Source organism: Cupriavidus sp. PB-02 (genome assembly GCF_058252315.1).
On sequence record NZ_CM177694.1, the window covers coordinates 3,761,056 to 3,779,906 of the forward strand.

Sequence of the window (18,851 nt, forward strand, 5' to 3'; positions counted from 1 at the left end):
CCGTCATACGCTGCCGGTTCAAGAGAAGGTTCAGGCAAAAAAAAACCGGACGGTGTCGAGCCGCCCGGTTTTTCTTGTCCACGATACTGCGCTTTACATCCGGTACCGCAGCGTCGCCATCACGCTGCGCGGAGCGCCCGGCATGTTCAGGTTGGGGCTGGTGCCGTGGGCCGAGACGATATAGCCCTTGTCGAACAGGTTGTACACGTTGAGCTGCGCCTCGAACGCGCCGCGGCGGTACCAGGCCATGGCGTCGGCGGTGACATAGCCGGGCAGCGTCACGGTGTTCTGCGGATCGGCGTAGCGCGAGCCCACCAGGTTCACCCCGACGCCCACGCCGAAGCCGTGGCCGAGGTCCTTGGTCAGCCACGCGTTGCCGGAGTGGCGCGGCGTGATAGTGGCGCGCTTGCCTTGCAGCGCGGCGCTCGACTTGGTGATGGTGGCGTCCAGGTAGGCATAGCCGGCCAGCATGCGCCAGCCGCTGCCGAGTTCGGCCGCGCCGGCGATTTCCACGCCGTCGGTGCGCTGCTCGCCGATCGGCAGCAGCGCCGTGTTGGCGGCGTTGGCCACCTTGATATTGCTGCGCTCCAGGCGGAACACCGAGATGGTCGTGCTGGCCTTGCCGTTCAGCCAGTCGTACTTGGCGCCGATCTCGGTGTTGTTGGTGGTCTCCGGCGACAGGTCGGCATTGTTCGCCGCCAGCGCAAAGGCCTCGCCCGAAGGCTGGAACGACTTGCTCCACGACACGTAGTACGACTGCGCCTTCGACGGCTGCCACACCAGGCCCGCGCGCGGGCTCCAGGCGGTGTCGGTGCGCGACAGGTTGCGCTGGCCGGCGATCCGGTTCTGCGTCTCCTGCTGGAAGTTGTCGTAGCGCACACCCACCAGCGCCTTCCACTGCTCGCTGAAGGTGATCATGTCCTGGGTGTAGAACGCCAGGGTATTGAAGATGCCGAGGTTGGAGGTGGTCGGCGTGCCCGGCGCCTGGCGCGGCAGCGTCAGCAGCACCGGGTTGAACAGGTCGAAGACGGCGGTACGGCCGTCGGCACCCAGCACCGGCTTGGTGTTGTTGACCTGGTCCTTGTTCTGCTGCCCGATCTCCATGCCATACAGCAGCTCGTGCTGCATGCCGAGGAAGGACGCCTTCTGGATCAGATCGGTCTGGTTGAACCAGCCATGCTCCTCGCGGCGGACATTGCCGTGGTTCATGGTCAGGGTGCGGGCCGCCTCGTTGACCGTGTTGGTGAGCGTGTTGTTGCGGTCCAGCGAGTAGTGGTAGTAGCGGGTCGCATTGCGGATCGACCAGTTCTCGTTGAAGCGATGGTTGATCGTGGCGGTACCGGAGAACACCCGCGACTGCGAATAGTCGGCGTCGCGCGCATTGGCCGCGCCGTAGTAGCGCGAGGCCGGCACGTCGACCGGACGGCCCTGGAAGGCCGGGATGCCGAAGTCGGTCACGCGGCGATCTTCCAGATAGTCGGCCTGCAGCAGCACAGTGGTCTCGGGCGCCACGCGCAGCTCCAGCGACGGCGCGATCGCCGAACGGTCCAGGAACTGCTGCGAGCGGTAGCTGTTGGCCTTCTGCACCGCGCCGGTCACGCGGAACGCAGCGGCGCCGTCGGCAAACACGCGGCCGACGTCGGCCTCGGCGCGGCGGTCGGCCCACATGCCGTAGCTGAGCGCGAAGTCGGTGACGTCGATGCCGGGCTTCTTGGTCACGCGGTTGATCAGTCCACCCGCCGAGCCGCGCCCGTACAGCACCGCCGCCGGGCCTTTGATGACCTCGACGCGGTCGACGTTGGACATATCGCGGAAGTACAGCGCGTCGTCGCGGATGCCGTCGACGAACTGGTCGGCGATCGCGGTGAAGCCGCGGATCGACACCTGGTCGCGCTGGCCGTCACCGTGGGAGAACGACACGCCCGGCACGTTCTTCAGCGCGTCCTGCATCGAGGTCGCATGCTGGTCGCGCATCACGTCGGCGGTGACCACGTTGACCGTCTGCGGGATGTCGCGCAGCGGCGCCTCGGTCTTGGTCGCGCTGACCGCGTTGGGCGGGTTATAGCCGGCGCCAAGCTCGCGGCTGGCATCGGCCCTGACCGTGACCTCCGGCAACTGCGCCGAAGCGGCTGGCGCGGTCTGGGCCCATGCCAGCATCGGTTGAAAAACGAAGCTCCCCGCTACCGCGGCACAGATCGGGTGAAGTTTTATTCTCATTTCCCTGCTTATTTTCCTGTATTCGCTTGTAATAATTTTTTGAAAAGCGACGCATTATCAATTATGGAAATGAGAGGGTCAACGAGATTGGGAACAATTCGCATTACGCGATCTAAAGTTGTTGTTTTCAGAACGTGTCGTCTTCTCCCCGCTCGTTGTGCGCGATGAATACTTCCTCAGGCCAGTTGTTCGGCCAGCGCATCGCGGGCCTCGGAAATGAGGGCCGACTCGCCGCGCTTGCCGGGCAGCAGGAAGAACTCCGCCTCAGGCAGGCGCGGCAGGCGCAGGCGGGCTACGGTGGCGGCGTCCAGCGGCGCCACGCCGGGCCCCACTGCCGAAGCGTTCAGGCACGACATGCCCAGCCCCGCCGCCAGCGCCAGGTGCAGCCCCGCCACCCCCGAGGCCGAATGCGCGACCTCGTAGGGCAGCCGCTTGCGCTGCAGCAGCTGGATCACGAACTGGTGCAGCGAGCAGGTGTCGGGCAGCAGCACCAGCGGCAACGTTGCAGGAAGCAGCTCGGCTTCGCTCGGCGCTGCCACCCAGGCCAGCGGCTCGCGCCGCAGCACCGTGCCGCGGGTGCTGGCACCCTGCCCCTTGGTGCCGGGGAGCCGCATGCTCAGGCCGATGTCGAAGGCATCCATCTCCGCCGCGGCATCGATCGCCGCGCTCTTCATCACCGTCACGTGCAGGCGCAGGTAGGGGTAGCGTTCGCGCAGCCGGCGCAGCATGCCGGCGATCTCGCCGGGGCGGAAGTAGTCGGTCACCGCCAGGCGCAGTTCGCCCTCGAGCGCGTGGCCGCGCAACTCCTGCAGCGCCAGTTCGTTGAGCGCCAGGATGCGGCGTGCGTGTTCCAGCAGCCGCATGCCCGCCGGCGTGGGGACCGCGCCGTGCCGGCCACGCGCCAGCAGCGGCACGCCGGCGCGCTCCTCCAGCTTGCGCAGCTGCTCGCTGACCGAGGACTGCGACAGGAACAGCCGCGGCGCCGCCGCCGACAGGCTGCCGCTGTCGGCCACCGTGACAAAGGTGCGCAACTGGTCGGTTTCGAATCCACGCATGGCGGTCTCCGGCAAGGTCTGATCGAGGTGAGAGACAGGCGTCTTTGCTTCGGATAATCCGATGGATCACATCGGATATTCCTGCTTTTCCGATATTACACCGCGATCTACCATCACCTCACCAACCCGTTCACACAGGAGCCTGTCATGCCCCATATCGTCCTGCACCTCTCCGGCCAGCCCGATGCCGCCCTGACCCGCCGCAGCGCCACCGCGATCGCCGATATCACCGAGCGCGTGCTCGGCAAGAAGCGCGACGTGATCGCCATCACGGTCCAGTACATTCCCCACGACAGCTGGATCATCGCCGGCGTCCCGCTGTCCGAGCAGGGCTGCAATGCCTTCCACCTGGACATCAGCGTGACCGATGAAACCAACACCAAGGTCGAGAAGGCACAGTTCATCGAGGCCGTGTTCAAGGCCATGTCGGAATTGCTGGGCGAGCTGCATCCGGTCTCGTACGTGCATGTGATCGACGCCCGAGCGGCCGCCTACGGCTATGGCGGACGCACGCAGGAGTACCGGCACCAGCACGGCTGACGCGACTTATCTCTTTCGCATCACGACCGCGAGTCCTAGCGCGATATCTTTGCCGTAACGCTGATCATGACCACCGCGGTGTTCTTTGTGATCGCCGTGTATTTTCTGAGCGGACTGGTCTGAAGCCATCCCGGCGCGCGCGGCTTGTACATTTCGGGTGTTGTTAACTAGTGTGGTTGGGTGCCGCCGGGCACCCGGCCCGGCACCACGGGGAACCAACACATGAGACAAGTCACCCTGCCCGACGGCGAGCGCGTCCCGGCGCTCGGCATGGGAACGTGGAATATGGGCGAATCGCCCGCCGCGCGCGCAGAGGAGATCGCCACGCTGCGCCTCGGCCTGGACCTCGGGCTGCGGCTGATCGATACGGCCGAGATGTACGGCGAGGGCCAGTCCGAAGAGATGATCGGCGAGGCCATCGCCGGGCGCCGCGACGAGGCCTTCCTCGTCAGCAAGGTCTACCCGTTCAACGCCAGCCGGCGCGGCACGATGCAGGCCTGCGAGCGCAGCCTGAAGCGGCTGCGCACCGACCGTATTGACCTCTATCTATTGCACTGGCGCGGCGGCGTGCCGCTGGGAGAGACGGTGCAGGCCATGCAGGCGCTGCAGCGCGACGGCAAGATCCGCCACTGGGGCGTCAGCAACCTGGACCTGGCCGACCTGGAGGAATTGTGGGAGGTGCCAGGCGGCGACCAGCTCGCTGCCAACCAGCTGTTGTACAACCTGGGCCGGCGCGGCATCGAATGGGACCTGCTGCCGTGGCTGCGCCAGCGCGGCGTGCCGGTGATGGCGTATTCGCCGATCGAGCAGTCGCGCCTGCTGGGCCACCCCGGGCTGAAGCGCTTTGCACGCGACCACGGCATGACGCCGGCGCAGGCGGCGCTGGCCTGGCTGCTGGCGCAGGACGGCGTGATCGCCATCCCCAAGACCGGCCGGCGCGAGCGCCTGCAGGAGAACCTGGGGGCGCTGTCGCATCCGCTGTTATCGGCCCAGTTGGCCGAACTCGACCGCATCTTCCCGCCGCCCGACGGCCCGGGCGCGCTGGAAATGCTCTGAGCCGGCCTGTAGCGACTCTGAGCGGTCCCTAAGCGACCTTAAGGCTGGCGAGCCGCGTAGCGCTCGCGCTCGACGTACCGCACCAGGTAGGCGCGCGCCTTCTCGCGGGTGTCGGTGGTGACTCGCGCCGCCGCCTGGCGGGCGCTGTTCTTGCCGTGCGACGACGACATCTGCCCGTCAAGGTATGTGCGGAAGGAATCGTGCATGGCATCCAGGTCGGACTGGCACGCGGCCAGCGCCGCGTTGGCCACGTCCTTCGACTGGCCCTTGGCCGACAGGTTGTCGTCGGCCTTCTGCTTGACGCAATCCATGTACTTGGCGCGCAGCGATTGCCAGCCGCTGCTGTCGCCGGCTGCCGCCGCCGTACCGGCGGCGTCGTTGGAGGAACCCGAAGGATGTGAAGCGCACGCGGCCAGGAAGGCCAGCGGCAGGGCGGTCAGGATCTTTTTCATGAAGGCATCGACCGTGCTATGGCAACGGGGTTCCCGCTTTTTTCGCAATGCGGCGGACCCGGCGCAAGTTTCTCGATTTGTCGTCAATTCCCACTCATCTCCTGCCATGAATCGCATTGCAGCACCATCTTCGTCACAAATGGATACGTGTGTAGGACAAGCTGCCATTTCCTGGAGTGCTTCCGGCGCCTATGCTTCAAAGACAACAACACCCACAGGAGCCAAGATGAAACGTCGAACCTTCCTTTCGGCCAGCGCCGGCCTGGCCCTCGGCAGCATGGCACTGGGTGCCTGTACCACGACCGGGCCCGACACACCCACTGACAAGGGTGCCCGCCGCCGCGAACTGGACTCTGGCGTGGATGCCACGCTACAGCGCCTGTACGGCTCGGTCAACGGCTCGCGCGACCTGGGCAACCGCGCGCGCGGCATCCTGGTGTTCCCCAAGACGCTGTCGGCCGGCTTTGTCATCGGCGGCGAGTACGGCGATGGCGCGCTGCGCTCGGGCGGCGCCACGCGCGGCTATTACCGCCTGATCTCCGGCTCGGTCGGCTGGCAGATCGGTGCCCAGTCCAAGTCGATCATCCTGATGTTCCTGACGCAGGATGCGTACGACAAGTTCGTGCGCAGCCAGGGCTGGACGGCCGGTGTGGATGCCACGGTAGCGCTGGCCACCGTCGGCGCCAGCGGCGTGCTGGACACCAACACCGCCCAGCAGCCCATCGTCGGGTTCGTGATGACCAATGCAGGCCTGATGGCCGGTCTGAGCCTCGAAGGCAGCAAGATCACCAAGCTCGACCTGTAGGGGTAGCTGACCTGCCCCTGGCGCCGCGCAGTCCCCTTGCCGCGCGGCGCCGGCCTGCGATTTTCGCGACCGCGCGCCGCGAGGGGATAGAATTCGTCCCTTTGGCCGAATTCTCATGTGGTTCAAGAACCTGCAGGTCCATCGTTTCTCCACACCATGGTCGCCGAGCGCCGACGAGGTCGAAGCCAGCCTGGCGAAGCACGCCTTCTTCCCCGGCACCAGCCTCGAAATGCAGACGCAGGGCTGGGCCTCGCCCCGTGACAACGGCCAGCTGGTCCACACCGTGGGCCGCCAGATGCTGCTGACCCTGCGCACCGAAAAAAAGCTGCTGCCCACCACCGTGGTCAACCAGGTCACGCGCGCCCGCGCCGCCGAGATCGAAGAGCAGCAAGGCTACAAGCCGGGCCGCAAGCAACTCAAGGAACTGAAGGAGCAGGTCACCGAAGAACTGCTGCCGCGCGCCTTCAGCATCCGCCGCGACACGCGTGTGTGGATCGACCCGGACAACGGCTGGCTCGCCATCGACGCCGCCGCCACGGCCAAGGCCGACGAAGTGCGCGGCATGCTGTTCAAGGCACTGGATTCGCTGCCGCTGGTCAACCTGCACGTCAACCAGTCGCCGGTGGCGGCGATGACTGATTGGCTGTCCGGCGACGCCGCTCCGGCGGGGTTCACCGTCGACCAGGAGATCGAACTGCAGTCCGCCAGCGAGAGCAAGGCCACCGTGCGCTACGTGCGGCATCCGCTCGATGCGGAGGATCTGCAGCGCCATATCGCGGCGGGCAAGCGTTGCACGCGGCTGGCGATGACGTGGAATGACCGCGTGTCGTTCGTGCTGACGGATGGGCTGGTGGTCAAGAAGGTGGCGCCGCTGGATGTCATCAAGGAGCAGGCCGATGGCACGGCTCACGATGAAGATGAGCGCTTCGATGCCGACTTCACCATGATGGCCGGCGAGCTGTCGGGCATGCTCGACGACCTGACCGAAGCACTTGGCGGCGAACGCAAGAGCTAAGACTGATTGCGCGCGCCGCATAGGCGCGCGCTGCCCTCACTCCAGCCAGTTCACCTTGGGGAAGCGCCCGGCAAACCCCTCCGGCATCGGCACGACCTGCTTGTGCACGTAGTCGAAGAACACAAAGCCGGACTTGGCCATCGCGATCAGTGCGCCATCGGCCGGCCGCGTGATGCGGAAAATGATGTCCCCGCCGTACTTGTTGAAGTCCATCACGCCGACTTCGAACTCCAGCTGGTCGCGCGCATGCGCCTCGTTGCGGTACATCGTGGCCAGGTCGGTGACGATGATGCCGACGCCCTCCTGCCTTACGTCCTCGCTGCCGAATTCATACAGGAAGCGCGCCCGCGCCTCGGAGATCATCGAGATCATCGAATCGTTGGCGAGATGGTTGGCCGAGTTGATATCGGTGACGCGCACGGTCAGGTGGGTGGCGTAGCAGAACTGGTCGGCAGGCAGGTCGAGTTTGAGGCGGGCCATGGCAAAGCAAGCTGGAATGGATCGGACGCCGCGCGGCCGGGCCGGCCCGTCAGGGCCGGGGCCGGGGGCGCCGGCGAGGCGCCCATCATAAGGGATGCGCCGGTTCGGATATCGGCCGCGCTCAGGGATTTAGCGGCGGCAAGGCCGGCGCCAGATGGCGATGCCGGTGCGCCGGGGCCGGGGCGGCGTGGCGGCGCAAGGCACCCGCCAGCTGCGTGCCGTCCCAGGGGGCCGCTGTCGTAGCTGCGGCGCCGTACAGGCGGCGTTCCAGGGCGAACACGGCATCTGCCAGTTGCGCATCGCCTGCGGCGGCGGTCCATGCCGTCGGGGCGGTGCCGTGCGCGGCGAGCGTCCAGGTGCCCAGCGCCCTGTACGCCGCCGCCGCATCGCCGGCCTGGCAGGCCTGCAGCACGGCCCCCGGGCGCGCGTCCGGGCTTGCGGCGCGAGCACGCCGATGCTCGGCCAGCCGCCGCCGGAATCGCGCCACGAAAGGCTCCAGCCGTCGCCACAGCAGCGCCGCTGCCAGCACAACCAGCACTGCCACCCCGCCCCACAGCAACGTCCGCCACGGCAAACCGCCCTCGCGCGGCAGCGCACCCGCTGACCCGCCCGGGGCCAGCGCACCAGCGTCTCGAGCGGCGGTCACCACGACCTTGACCGCGGCCGCCTCGGAATGCGCCGGTTGGCGCGTGGCGGGGTCGAACCAGTCCACCGTCACCGGCGGCAGCGTGTAGGTGCCGGTGCGCTCGAATACATAGGTGATGGTGTCCACGCGCGTGCCGCCCGGCCCCGCTGCGCCCTGGGCGTTATCCGACAGCCGTGGGTCGGCGCTGAACATGCGCACGCCGCGCGGTGCCTGGGCGTGCGGCGAGTGGATCATCATGGCCTGGGTCTGTGGCGCGAAGGTGGTAACGGTGCGCACCAGCGCATCGCCCGCATGCAGCCGCACGGCATCGCCCTCGGGCGCGTGGTCGAGCGCCTGCGTCACCACCAGCCGCGCCACCGGCAACAGCGGCCGCGCGGCGCCCGTCCCGGCGGAAATGGTGCCGCCAGCGCCGGCGCGGATCTGCGTTGGCGGGAAGGTGACGCTGCCCTGACGCGGCGCGCCGTCGTCGCCGGCGTAAGTGAAGCGAATCGTCACCGTCGGCAGCCGGAAATCGCCGTCCTGCTCCGCGGTGAAGGTATAGGTCTTGCGGATGCCGGCGTAGGTGACGCCGTCGATGGTTTCGGTGGTGTTCAGCGCGCGCTCGTCGGGCAGCGTGACGACGGCGCCCGGCACCTGCAGCACGGGAAAGTCGGGCGCGGACATGAAGTAGTTGACGCATCGGCGCACAGGGCCTGGTTGAAGCGCACGATGCTGCCCAGCAGCTGCTGCATCGCCTGGCGACTGCGGCGCGGCGTGAAGGTTTCGCTGCCGGCGTCGCCGAACACCACGCCGCCGATGCGGTCGCCCTCGGCCAGCACGCGCCAGGCGGCCAGTGCCGCGGCCTCGGCCGCGCTGACGGACTTCATCGCGCGCCGGCTGCCGAAGAACATATTGATGCGCTGGTCCACCACCAGCAGCACCGGACGGTCCTTCTCCTCGCTGTACACGCGCACGTGCGGCTTGCCGGTGCGCGCGGTCACGCGCCAGTCCATGCTGCGGATATCGTCGCCGGGCAGGTAGAGGCGCAGCTCCTCGAAGGTCAGCCCGCGCCCGCGCACACGCGAGGCATGGCGCCCGGACAGCACGCTGTGCACCGGCTGGCGCGGTAAAAAGTGGAAGTCCCGCGCCGCCACCTCCAATGCCGCCAGCGCGGCGGCGTCAACGCTGACGCCGGGCACGGCCCCGGAAGACCGTGCGAGCGTCGCGGGGGCTGCACGGGCCAGGGCGCGGAACGGCAGGCGCATGGTCATGGCCTCGCTGGCAATCAGGCCACTGCCACCTGCTGCACCAGGCGGTCGATCACGGCATCGGCGCCGATGCCGGCCGCATGCGCCTCGTATGACAGGATCAGCCGATGGCGGAACACGTCGTGCACCACCGCCTGCACGTCGTCCGGCGTGACGAAGTCGCGCCCGTGTAGCCAGGCGTGGGCGCGCGCCACCTTGTCCAGCCCGATCGAACCGCGCGGACTGACGCCCACCTGGATCCACTTGTCCAGGTCGTCGTCCACCGGCTTGGGCGCGCGCGTGGCCTGCACCAGCGCCACCACGTAGCGCGCCACCGCATCGCTGACATGGACAGTATGGATCTCGACGCGCGCGATGAAGACCGCCTCCGGCGCAAGCCGGGTCGCATGGGCCGCACCGGAGGCACCGCCCCCCACCTCTTCCTCGCGCGCCAGCTGCACGATCTCCGCCTCCGCGTTGGCCTCCGGGTAGCCCACGCTGACATGCATCAGGAAGCGGTCCATCTGCGCCTCGGGCAACGGATAGGTGCCCTCCTGCTCGATCGGGTTCTGCGTGGCCATCACCAGGAACAGCGGCTCGAGCTTGTGCGTGGTGCCGCCGACGGTGACCTGGCGCTCTTCCATCGCTTCGAGCAGCGCGGCCTGCACCTTGGCCGGGGAACGGTTGACCTCGTCAGCCAGCACCAGGTTGGCAAACACCGGGCCGGGCTGGAAGCGGAACTCGCCCTTGCCGCCCTCGGTGAAATACAGCTCCGAGCCGGTGATATCCGCCGGCAGCAGGTCAGGCGTGAACTGGATGCGCGACAGCCGCGCGTCGAGGTTGCGCGCCAGCATCTTGATGGCGCGCGTCTTGGCCAGCCCAGGCAGCCCCTCCACCAGCAGGTGGCCGTCGGCCAGCAGGCCCAGCAGCAGCCGTTCGATCATGCGCTGCTGGCCGACGATGGATTCGCCCATGCGCTGCTGCAGGGCCAGGACGTCGTCGCGGGCGCTCATGGCGTGCTCCTCGGCTGGGCCGGTGCGCGGCGGGCAGCGTGGCCGCCGAGGAACCACGCGTAGTAGGGATTGTCTGGGTCGGCGCGCATCACCTGCGTGATATCGCTGGCCCAGGCCTCGCGGTCGCCACGGTAGGCGTCCAGTCCGGCGCGATAGAAGGTGTGCAGCACTTCGCGCTGGTGGCGAACCTCGCGCCACAGGGCATCGTCGGCGCCGGTGAGCGGCGGTTCGCTCTGCAGCGACAGCAGCTTCGACAGCGTTTCCGGGAAGGCCTCCTTGCGCACCCAGCCGGCGTATTCGATGCGCGGGCGGTCGTCGGTCACCGCCGGCGCATCGGCGGCGTACCAGTCCAGGCCGGTGCTGTCGGTGACCCAGGTCGCCATCAGTGCCGCCGGCGTGCGCACGCCAACAGCCTGCAGCGCGGCGGCCACTTCGGGTTGTTCAAAGCGCGCGCGGATGCGTGCCACGTCCAGCTGCAGCGGCGCGAGCGAGCCCACCAGCATCATCTCGTGCAGCTCGGTGGTCCACAGCATCGCGTGCGGGAACACATCAAGGAAGCTGCGCACCAGCATGCGGGTGTCTTCGTCGTTCTGCGTCGGCAGCGGCAGCCACTGCGCCACCAGCCCCCCAGGCTGCAACCGCGATGCCGCCAGCCGGTAGAAATCGGTCGAGTACAGGTTCACCACGCCAGCCGCGGATGGCGGCGGCGGCTCCAGCGTGATCAGGTCGTAGCGCTGCGGGCTCTGCAGCAGTTCGCGCCGCCCGTCGCGCAGGCGGATCTCCACGCGCTTGTCGGCCGCCACGCCGAAGTTGCCTTCGAACTTCGGCACCGCGCGCGCCACCGGTGGCAACAGCTCGGCCACCACACGCTGCTCCAGTCCCGGATACGCAAGCGTGGCGCCCGCCGTGATGCCCGTACCGAGCCCGATCACCAGTGCGGACTTCGGCGTGCCGCCATGCACGATCAGCGGCAGCAGCGCCTGCAGCCGCATATAGCGCTGCGAGGTCATGGCATCGCCGGAATTGGACACGCCCTGGATATAGAGGCGCCGGAAGCGGTTGCTCGGCGAGGTCTGCTCCACCACCGCCACGGTGGCGCCCCGCCCCTCCTCGTAGAACACCAGCTCGCCGCCGCGCGCCCGCGCCAGCAATGTGGCGAGCCGGTCCGCCGGGGCCAGCGCCGCAACGATTACCGCCAGCACGCCCACCATCGGCACCGCCCAGCGCGCCGCCGGACGCACGCCGCTGCCCAGCGCCACCGCGACCACGGCCACGACGGCAGCCGCCACCGCCAGCAGCGACAGCGTCGGCACCAGCCCGATCCACGGCACCATTACGAAGCCGGCCAGCGCCGTGCCAGCGATACCGCCCAGCATATTGAGCGCGACCACGCCGCCCACGCCCGCGCCCACGCGCCGGCTGTCCACGCCCACGCGCAGCACGAACGGGAACGCCGCGCCGAGCAGCAGCGTGGGTACGAACACCACGCACAGCGCCGCCAGGGCAAAGCTGGCGCAGGCGGCCAGCAGCGGGCTCGACGTCAGGCCCTGCACCCAGGCCGACAACGCCGCCTGTGCGTGCAGCAGCCATTCGCCTAGCAGCACGATCTCGAGCAGCGCCACCAGTCCGGCGCCGGCCACCAGCAGCCCGAAGGCGCCCCACGGATCGCGCACGCGGTCGGCATGGCGCGCGGCCAGCGCGCTGCCGATCGCCAGCCCCGCCAGGTAGGTCGCCAGTACCACGGTGAAGGCGAAGGTTCGCGTGCTGAGGAACTGCACGATGGCCTGCGTCCACACCACCTCGTACCCAAGCGCAATGCCACCGGCCGCCGCGTACAGCACCAGCGCCAGCCGGCCGTTGGCGGCGTCGCCGCGCGTAGCGCCGTCCGCAGGCGCATCTGGCACGGCGCCCCCGGCAGCGGCCGGCAGGCGCGACGCCAGCCACCACGCCGCCAGCGCCGCGGCGCCGTTGAGCACGCCCGCCGCCACCGCGCTGCCGAGGATGCCAAGCCAGGGAACCAGAACGAAGCCGGCCAGCAGCGTGCCGGCGATAGCGCCGGCGGTATTGGCCGCATAGAGCCGTCCGCCATGCACGCCGACCCGGCTCGCGGCCGGCGCCAGCGCCCGCATCAGCACCGGCAGCGTGCCACCCATGGCGGCGGCAGGCAGGATCACCAGCACAAAAGGCAGCGCCCACGCCAGCAGCCCGGCTCGCTGCTCCAGCCACGCGAACGGCGCCGCGGCATGCGCCAGCGCCACGGTGGCACCGATTGCCAGCAGCAGCACGCAGAGCTCCAGCCAGGTGTACAGGCGCAGCGGATTGCCGTGGCGGTCGGCCACCCGGCCGAACAGCCAGCCGCCCAGCGCCAGTCCGGCAAAGAAAGCGCTGACGGCGGCGGTGACCGCGTGCACATCGACGCCCACCACCAGCGACAGCTGCCGGATCCACAGCACCTGGTAGACCAGCCCCGCGGCGCCCGAGGCAAACAGCAGCACGGCAAGCCACAGCCATGCCGAAGCGGCCGCTTCATGCTGCCGTGCGGCTGGCCCGTTGCCGGGTTGTGCCGCCGTACCGCGATCCGGAACATTGCCTTGCGTAGCGTGCGACTTGATCATCGTTAGCACCGTTGGATTCGCCATCGCGCGGCATGGCTCGCTGCGCTGTCAGCGATATCTGTCATGCCACCAAATGCAGATCGGCCGGGACGGGCAACGCACTCAGCCCGAAGGCTGCGCGCCACCCGTCGCCGGCCGCCCGCACGCACTGCTGCCGGCGGTAAGCCGCTACTTGCTCTTGCCAGCTGCTCCCGCCTCCAGGCTCTTGTTCAGCGCCTCCATCATCTGGTCGATGCTGAAGCTGGCCGGGCGCTGGCTCGGCGGGTAGTCCTTGAAGGTCTGCAGGAAGGGCGCCACCCGCCATACACCGTACTGCAGCAGATAGGCGTTCTTTGCCTGCCAGTCATAGAACTGGTCGGAAACGATATCGGCGCGCTCGTATGGGTCCATGCGCAGATTGAAGATCTTCGGCGCACGCAGGCAAGTGAAGGGATTGGACCAGACCTCGAAGCCGCCCGGCTTGCGCTGCTCGCAGAAGACGATCTTGAAGTCGTTGTAGCGATACGCCACCAGCATGCCATCGTCATTGAAGTAGAAGAATTCGCTGCGTGGCCCGGTCTTGCTCTGCCCCGTCAGGTAGGGCACGAAGTTGTAGCCGTCCAGGTGCACCTTGAATGATTTGCCGCCAATGCTGGCGCCCTTGAGCAGGCGATCCTTGATATCGCCATCGCCCGCCGCGGCCAGCAATGTCGGGAACCAGTCCAGGCCCGAGATCATCGCGTTGGAAACCGTGCCGGCAGGGACGTGGCCTGGCCAGCGAATCAATGCCGGCACCCGGAAGGCACCTTCCCAGTTGGTGTCTTTCTCGCTACGGAACGGCGTGGTGGCGGCATCCGGCCAGGAGAACTGGTTGGGGCCGTTGTCGGTGGTGTAGATGACGATGGTATTGTCGGCCACCTTCAGGTCATCCAGGGTCTTGAGCAGCTTGCCGACGTGGCCGTCATGCTCGATCATGCCGTCGGCATACTCGTTGCCCGGCATGCCGCTCTGGCCCTGCATTGAGGGGCGCACGTGTGTGAACACGTGCATGCGCGTGGCATTCATCCACACGAAGAACGGCTTGTCCGCCTGCGCCTGCTTGGTCATGAAGTCGACGGCGGCCTGCGTGGTCTCGTCGTCGATCGTCTCCATGCGCTTGCGGTTCAGCGGGCCGGTGTCTTCGATCTTGCCATCGGCGAAAGTACGAAGCACCCCGCGCGGCGAGTTGGCCTTGGTGAAGTTGGTGTCATTCTTGGGGTAGTACGGACGCTCAGGCTCCTCTTCCGCGTTGAGGTGGTAGAGATTGCCGAAGAACTCGTCGAAGCCGTGCGCAGTCGGCAGGAATTCATTGCGGTCGCCCAAATGGTTCTTGCCGAACTGGGCAGTGGCATAACCCAGCGGCTTCAGCGCCTGCGCGATGGTGATGTTCTGCGCCTGCAGCCCAACCGGCGCGCCGGGAACCCCGACCTTCAGCAAGCCGGTGCGCAGCCCGACTTCACCTGTAATGAAGGTGGAGCGCCCCGCGGTACAGCTGTTTTCGCCGTAGTAGTCGGTAAACATCATGCCTTCGCGGGCAATCCGGTCGATATTCGGCGTGCGATAGCCCACCACGCCGAGGCTATAGGCGCTGATATTGGTCTGGCCGATATCGTCGCCAAAGATGACCAGGATGTTCGGCTTCTTGCCTGATGGCGTCGCTGCCACCGGCGAGGCTGCGCCGATTCCCGCCGGCGCGGGTGCCGGCATGGCCACGGGCGGGCTTTCCCGGGCAGGCTGCTGTGCCGCTGGCGGCTGGCCGGGCTGCGCCGGCTGGGCAGACTCGGCGGCCGGCGGTGCCGCCGGCGGCTTCGCCTCGTCGGCCTTCTTGCAGCCAGCGATGGTCATCGCGGCCAGGGCCAGCGCAGCCAGGGCGCTGCGCGCTCCCGACCGCCTGCTTTGTGTTTCGTTGATTCGATGCATCATCGCCTCCGAAGATCACATCAGGCGCAGCCGTACATCAGGCGCGCACGTCATGCGGTTGGCTGCGGCACGTGCCCGTCAGGGCTTGCCGACCGGATAGACCTGCTCCCAGTCCTGCTTCATGCTCACCACGGTCCAGCCCTTCGCCCGGGCCATGTCCAGTGCCTTGTCGAGCTTGCCCACCTTGGACTGGCGGTCATAGGCGAACTCGCGCTCGGCGTCGTCGTGATGCACCAGCACGGCCATGCGCGCGCCGTCGCCGCCGGTGGTGTACTCGAGCATCTGCAGGTCGCCGTCGGAATTGCCCACCGCCAGGATCGGCCGGCGGCCGATATGGCGATAGATGCCGACCGGCTTGCCGGGACCGTCATCGATAAAGTCGAGCCTGGCATCGCGCACCAGCACCGGCTTGCCGTCGCGCACCATGTAGCGCACCGCCTGCGAGGAGCCGATTACCTGCTCGGGCGGGATGCCATACACCGCCTGACTCCACGGCCGCATGAAGTCGATCGTGCCGCCGGAAACGATGTAGGTCTTGAAGCCGTTATCGCGCAGGTAGTTCAGCAACTCGAGCTGCGGCTGGTAAACCAGCTCGGTAAAGGGCCGGTTGAATTTGGGATGGCGTGCCTTGGCCAGCCAGTCGCGGATGGTGCGGTCGTACTCGTCCACGCTCATGCCGCTGTTGGCCTTGGCGATCAGCTCGGCGACCTGCTTCTCGTTGCGCATCAGGGCCTGCATGTCGTTGGCCATCAACGCCTTGAACGCGGGGTTGTTGCGCCACTCAGGATGCTGCGGCGCGGCGGCCCTGACCTGGTCGAGCAGGAAGAAGAACTGGAAATACAGCGGCTGTTCGCTCCACAGCGTGCCGTCGTTGTCGAACACCGCCACGCGCGCTTCAGGCGGCACGAAGGCGGGCGAGCCCGGGCGCGTCACGTCGGCGACGAACTTCAGCAGGGCCTGGCGGGCGGCGCCGTCGCGCCAGGATGGCAGCGCCTGCGCGCTTGGCTGCGCCGCTTGCGGTGCAGCAGCCGGCGGCGCTTGGCTGGTGGCCGGCGCGGTGCAGCCGGCAAGCTGCAGTCCGGCCAGCGCGAGCGCGGCAGCCAGCGCGGCGATGGCCTTGCGCGGGGCGCCGGTGCGCCAAGCACCGGCACCGGACGTACGGGATGCGGGCGTGCCCATGACGGTCACTCCTATGGTCTGTCGTCTGTCACGCGCGGGCACAACTAGTGCGCCGCGGCTTACTGCGGCTGGCCGGCGTTGGCGAGCTGTGCCTGCTTCTGCAGCACGGCCCAGCGGCTGTCGTCCATCACCAGCCGGAAGCCCAGGTGCGACATGCTGTTATAGGGATCGGTCCCGCGTCGCGCGCTGGGCCGGTAGCTGAGGCAGAAATCCTCGTTGCACAGGAACGAGCCGCCGCGCGTGACGCGCTTGGGCGCGTTGACCGGCACGCCGGGCTCGCTCGGGTCCCACGAGGCCAGCGGCCCGGTCGGGTCTTCGATCGCCTGGGCCTTGCCGGCCTCGCGCCGGAACTGGTCGGCGCGGTACCAGTCGGCCACCCATTGCCAGGCATTGCCAGTCATGTCGGCCAGGCCATAGCCGTTGGGCGGGAAGGTGCCGACCGGGCTGGTGCCGATGGCGCCGCCGGCCTTGGGGCTGACCACCGGGAATGGCTGGCTCTGCTGGCCCTGCCAGACATTGGCCATCTGCTTGCCGTCCGGCGCGAACTGGTCGCCCCAGGCGTAGGTGGCCTGCTCCAGCCCGCCGCGCGCGGCAAGCTCCCATTCGGCTTCGGTGGGCAGCCGCTTGCCAACCCACTTGGCATAGGCGAGCGCGTCTTCATACGAGACCTGCACCACCGGGTGGTTGTCCTTGCCCTCGATCGAGCTGCCGGGCCCGCCCGGATGGCGCCAGTCGGCGCCGGACACGTAGCGCCACCAGCGCGAGTAATCGCGCAGCGGCACCGGCTGCGCGGTGCCGACAAAAACCATGCCGCCGGGCACCATGGCACTCGCCGGTGGGCGCGGCGTGCCGGGCGGCAGCTGGACTTTCAGGGTTTCCCATTCGGGCGGGCGCTCGGCCGTGGTCACATAGCCGGTGGCCTCGACGAACTTGCGGAACTCCGCATTGGTGACGTGGTGCTTGTCCATCCAGAACGGATGCACACGCACCTTGTGTGCCGGCTTCTCGTTGGCCTGCGCCATCTTGCTGTCGCTGCCCATCAGGAATTCGCCGCCGGGGACATGCACCATGCCGAGCGGGCCGCGCTTGCCGTCGCCTTCGGTCACAGTGGGCGCGTGGTTCGTGCGCGAATGCGCATACCACCAGCTGGCGCCTGCGCCCGCCGCCACGCCGGCGCAGGCCAGCAAGGCGATCAGCACCTTGCGCCGCAACTGCGGCGCTGCAGCAGAGGCGGGCAATGCCTGCTGCGTGCCGGGGCCGCCGGCCTGCGCCCGCCGCCCGTTTCGCGTGCCATCCCCCATAGGGCTTCCTCCGCCAATGACAAAAGGTGCATCGTGCACCTGCGGCTATCGTCACAGAAAGGTTAGGGAAACGGTATTTAGATTTCTTGCCACACGAGTTGAATTATTTCAGGACTCGCAGCCGTCCCGCGTCGTCCTCTCCGGGTAAATACCGGCCGCCGGCTCGTCCATCCCGCCGATGTGCGGGCGTTGCGGCCGCCCGTACGCTGCGCGAAGCCGTCGCCGCTGCCAGACAGCAGCGCGCGTGCCATGCACCGCCCGCCATGCGGATGGCGTCCACAGGACGCCAATACCAGGAGGAAACACGATGCAATCTGACCGACGCAAAGCCCTGCAGTTGCTGGGCGCAGGCTCCCTCGCCGCCGCCGCTCCGACGCTCTGGCTCGGCCAGGCACGGGCCCAGTCAACCTATCCTGCGCGGCCGGTGCGGCTCGTGGTGCCCTACCCGCCCGGCGGAGCCACCGATGTGCTGGCGCGCACCCTTGGCGATCCGCTCGGAAAACTCTGGCAGCGCCCCGTGATCGTGGAGAACCGGCCTGGGGTGGGTGGCATGATCGGCGCGGACGCGGTCGCCAAGGCGCAGCCCGACGGCTACACGCTGCTGCTGGCGCTGCCCAGCCTGGTGCAGACGCCCTATATGGTGGCCAAGCCGCCGTTCGATCCGCTGCGCGACCTCGCCACCATCAGCCAGCTGTGCACGACCCACCTCGTGCTGGCCGCCAACGGCGCCATGCCGCGCACGCTGCCGGAGGTGGTCGCGCTGGCAAGGTCCCAGCCCGAAAAATATTCCTATGGCACCTACGGCATCGGCACCGGCGCCCATCTCTATATGCAGGTCTTCTGCAAGGCTGCGGGCGCCGCGCTCGTCCATGTTCCATACAAAGGCGAGGCCCCGATCGCCAACGACCTGATCGGCGGCCAGATCTCGATGGGAACGCTGTCGCCGATGACGGTGCGACAGCACGCGCGCAGCGGCAAGATCGTACCGCTGGCTGTCACCGGCAATAGCCGCGCCCCGATGCTGCCGGATGTGCCAACGTTCCTGGAGCTCGGCTACAAAGGGCTGGACGGCCCCGCATGGATGGGCCTGTTCACCACGGCTGGCACGCCCCCGGCCATCGTCGAGAAGATTTCGGCAGACGTCGAAACAGTGATGGCCGCGCCGGAGATCCGGCAGCGCATGGCCGACCTGGGGTTGATCGTCAAAACGTCGCGGCCGGCGGCGTTTGCGGCAGTGGCGAAGGCAGACCAGGCGTACTGGGGCGGCGTGATCAAGGAGTACAACATCCGGCTGGATTGAGCGGATACGCAGC

15 protein-coding genes and 1 pseudogene are annotated in these 18,851 nt (G+C 68.0%); 5 read left to right on the forward strand and 11 right to left on the reverse strand.

The genetic code is table 11. The features are described 5' to 3' along the window. Positions 1–93: 93 nt before the first annotated feature. A complete protein-coding gene (locus AC10V3_RS17665) occupies positions 94–2,217 on the reverse strand; it encodes a TonB-dependent receptor (RefSeq protein ID WP_022536603.1) in 2,124 nt (707 codons plus the stop codon). A gap of 176 nt (positions 2,218–2,393) precedes the next feature. Then, on the reverse strand, positions 2,394–3,272 hold the full coding sequence (locus AC10V3_RS17670) for a LysR family transcriptional regulator (protein ID WP_454752433.1): 879 nt from the start codon (positions 3,270–3,272) through the stop codon (positions 2,394–2,396). Between the two features lie 147 nt (positions 3,273–3,419). Here AC10V3_RS17670 and AC10V3_RS17675 point away from each other — a divergent pair, with 147 nt between their 5' ends. Together AC10V3_RS17675 and AC10V3_RS17680 are read left to right on the forward strand one after the other, a co-directional pair. Continuing rightward, positions 3,420–3,812: a tautomerase family protein gene (locus AC10V3_RS17675; protein ID WP_022536605.1), complete on the forward strand. Its 393-nt coding sequence runs from the start codon at positions 3,420–3,422 to the stop codon at positions 3,810–3,812. 222 nt (positions 3,813–4,034) lie between these two features. Beyond that, positions 4,035–4,868: an aldo/keto reductase gene (locus tag AC10V3_RS17680; protein ID WP_454752434.1), complete on the forward strand. Its 834-nt coding sequence runs from the start codon at positions 4,035–4,037 to the stop codon at positions 4,866–4,868. 38 nt (positions 4,869–4,906) lie between these two features. On the opposite strand, the gene AC10V3_RS17685 is transcribed toward AC10V3_RS17680, so the two are convergent. Then, a complete protein-coding gene (locus AC10V3_RS17685) occupies positions 4,907–5,320 on the reverse strand; it encodes a hypothetical protein (RefSeq protein ID WP_022536607.1) in 414 nt (137 codons plus the stop codon). 226 nt (positions 5,321–5,546) lie between these two features. Between AC10V3_RS17685 and AC10V3_RS17690 the strand changes: the two genes are divergently transcribed. Together AC10V3_RS17690 and AC10V3_RS17695 are read left to right on the forward strand one after the other, a co-directional pair. Next, on the forward strand, positions 5,547–6,125 hold the full coding sequence (locus tag AC10V3_RS17690; protein WP_022536608.1) for a BPSL1445 family SYLF domain-containing lipoprotein: 579 nt from the start codon (positions 5,547–5,549) through the stop codon (positions 6,123–6,125). 115 nt (positions 6,126–6,240) lie between these two features. Further along, positions 6,241–7,140 carry a recombination-associated protein RdgC gene (locus AC10V3_RS17695; protein WP_454752435.1) on the forward strand — a complete coding sequence of 300 codons (900 nt, stop codon included), beginning with the start codon at positions 6,241–6,243 and terminating at the stop codon, positions 7,138–7,140. A 36-nt stretch (positions 7,141–7,176) separates the two neighbouring features. Here the strand turns inward: AC10V3_RS17695 and AC10V3_RS17700 are convergent, their stop codons facing one another. The 8 genes and pseudogenes from AC10V3_RS17700 to AC10V3_RS17735 form a co-directional block, all read right to left on the reverse strand. Then, positions 7,177–7,620, reverse strand: coding sequence for a thioesterase family protein (locus tag AC10V3_RS17700; protein WP_022536610.1), 444 nt, complete (start codon positions 7,618–7,620; stop codon positions 7,177–7,179). A 121-nt stretch (positions 7,621–7,741) separates the two neighbouring features. Continuing rightward, a complete protein-coding gene (locus AC10V3_RS17705) occupies positions 7,742–8,929 on the reverse strand; it encodes a BatD family protein (protein WP_490922675.1) in 1,188 nt (395 codons plus the stop codon). Between the two features lie 11 nt (positions 8,930–8,940). After that, positions 8,941–9,510, reverse strand: a pseudogene (locus AC10V3_RS17710) (DUF58 domain-containing protein); the annotation flags it as partial. 20 nt (positions 9,511–9,530) lie between these two features. Further along, the gene (locus AC10V3_RS17715) at positions 9,531–10,505 is read right to left on the reverse strand and encodes an AAA family ATPase (protein ID WP_490922676.1); all 975 of its coding nucleotides are present in this window, start codon (positions 10,503–10,505) and stop codon (positions 9,531–9,533) included. Beyond that, positions 10,502–13,120 carry a fused MFS/spermidine synthase gene (locus AC10V3_RS17720; protein WP_490922678.1) on the reverse strand — a complete coding sequence of 873 codons (2,619 nt, stop codon included), beginning with the start codon at positions 13,118–13,120 and terminating at the stop codon, positions 10,502–10,504. Before AC10V3_RS17720 ends, AC10V3_RS17715 begins: the two co-directional genes overlap by 4 nt. Before the next feature lie 168 nt (positions 13,121–13,288). Continuing rightward, entirely contained in the window at positions 13,289–15,058 is a 1,770-nt protein-coding gene (locus AC10V3_RS17725) for an arylsulfatase (protein WP_454752438.1), read from the reverse strand. A 78-nt stretch (positions 15,059–15,136) separates the two neighbouring features. Beyond that, positions 15,137–16,237 (reverse strand): HAD family hydrolase, encoded by a 1,101-nt coding sequence (locus AC10V3_RS17730; protein WP_490922680.1) that lies wholly within the window; start codon positions 16,235–16,237, stop codon positions 15,137–15,139. A 59-nt stretch (positions 16,238–16,296) separates the two neighbouring features. Next, positions 16,297–17,538: a formylglycine-generating enzyme family protein gene (locus tag AC10V3_RS17735; protein WP_454752440.1), complete on the reverse strand. Its 1,242-nt coding sequence runs from the start codon at positions 17,536–17,538 to the stop codon at positions 16,297–16,299. Positions 17,539–17,845: 307 nt separating this feature from the next. On the opposite strand from AC10V3_RS17735, the gene AC10V3_RS17740 reads away from it, so the two are divergent. Further along, positions 17,846–18,838, forward strand: coding sequence for a Bug family tripartite tricarboxylate transporter substrate binding protein (locus AC10V3_RS17740; RefSeq protein WP_454752441.1), 993 nt, complete (start codon positions 17,846–17,848; stop codon positions 18,836–18,838). Positions 18,839–18,851: the final 13 nt, after the last annotated feature.

Bases quoted from the DNA above. Each gene is read 5' to 3' on its own strand.
- AC10V3_RS17730 (WP_490922680.1), bottom strand. From the start codon at position 16,237: ATGGGCACGCCCGCATCCCGTACGTCCGGTGCCGGTGCTTGGCGCACC.
- AC10V3_RS17725 (WP_454752438.1), bottom strand. From the start codon at position 15,058: ATGCATCGAATCAACGAAACACAAAGCAGGCGGTCGGGAGCGCGCAGC.
- AC10V3_RS17700 (WP_022536610.1), bottom strand. From the start codon at position 7,620: ATGGCCCGCCTCAAACTCGACCTGCCTGCCGACCAGTTCTGCTACGCC.
- AC10V3_RS17675 (WP_022536605.1), top strand. From the start codon at position 3,420: ATGCCCCATATCGTCCTGCACCTCTCCGGCCAGCCCGATGCCGCCCTG.
- AC10V3_RS17705 (WP_490922675.1), bottom strand. From the start codon at position 8,929: ATGTCCGCGCCCGACTTTCCCGTGCTGCAGGTGCCGGGCGCCGTCGTC.
- AC10V3_RS17685 (WP_022536607.1), bottom strand. From the start codon at position 5,320: ATGAAAAAGATCCTGACCGCCCTGCCGCTGGCCTTCCTGGCCGCGTGC.
- AC10V3_RS17720 (WP_490922678.1), bottom strand. From the start codon at position 13,120: ATGATCAAGTCGCACGCTACGCAAGGCAATGTTCCGGATCGCGGTACG.
- AC10V3_RS17680 (WP_454752434.1), top strand. From the start codon at position 4,035: ATGAGACAAGTCACCCTGCCCGACGGCGAGCGCGTCCCGGCGCTCGGC.
- AC10V3_RS17665 (WP_022536603.1), bottom strand. From the start codon at position 2,217: ATGAGAATAAAACTTCACCCGATCTGTGCCGCGGTAGCGGGGAGCTTC.
- AC10V3_RS17715 (WP_490922676.1), bottom strand. From the start codon at position 10,505: ATGAGCGCCCGCGACGACGTCCTGGCCCTGCAGCAGCGCATGGGCGAA.
- AC10V3_RS17695 (WP_454752435.1), top strand. From the start codon at position 6,241: ATGTGGTTCAAGAACCTGCAGGTCCATCGTTTCTCCACACCATGGTCG.
- AC10V3_RS17670 (WP_454752433.1), bottom strand. From the start codon at position 3,272: ATGCGTGGATTCGAAACCGACCAGTTGCGCACCTTTGTCACGGTGGCC.
- AC10V3_RS17735 (WP_454752440.1), bottom strand. From the start codon at position 17,538: ATGGGGGATGGCACGCGAAACGGGCGGCGGGCGCAGGCCGGCGGCCCC.
- AC10V3_RS17740 (WP_454752441.1), top strand. From the start codon at position 17,846: ATGCAATCTGACCGACGCAAAGCCCTGCAGTTGCTGGGCGCAGGCTCC.
- AC10V3_RS17690 (WP_022536608.1), top strand. From the start codon at position 5,547: ATGAAACGTCGAACCTTCCTTTCGGCCAGCGCCGGCCTGGCCCTCGGC.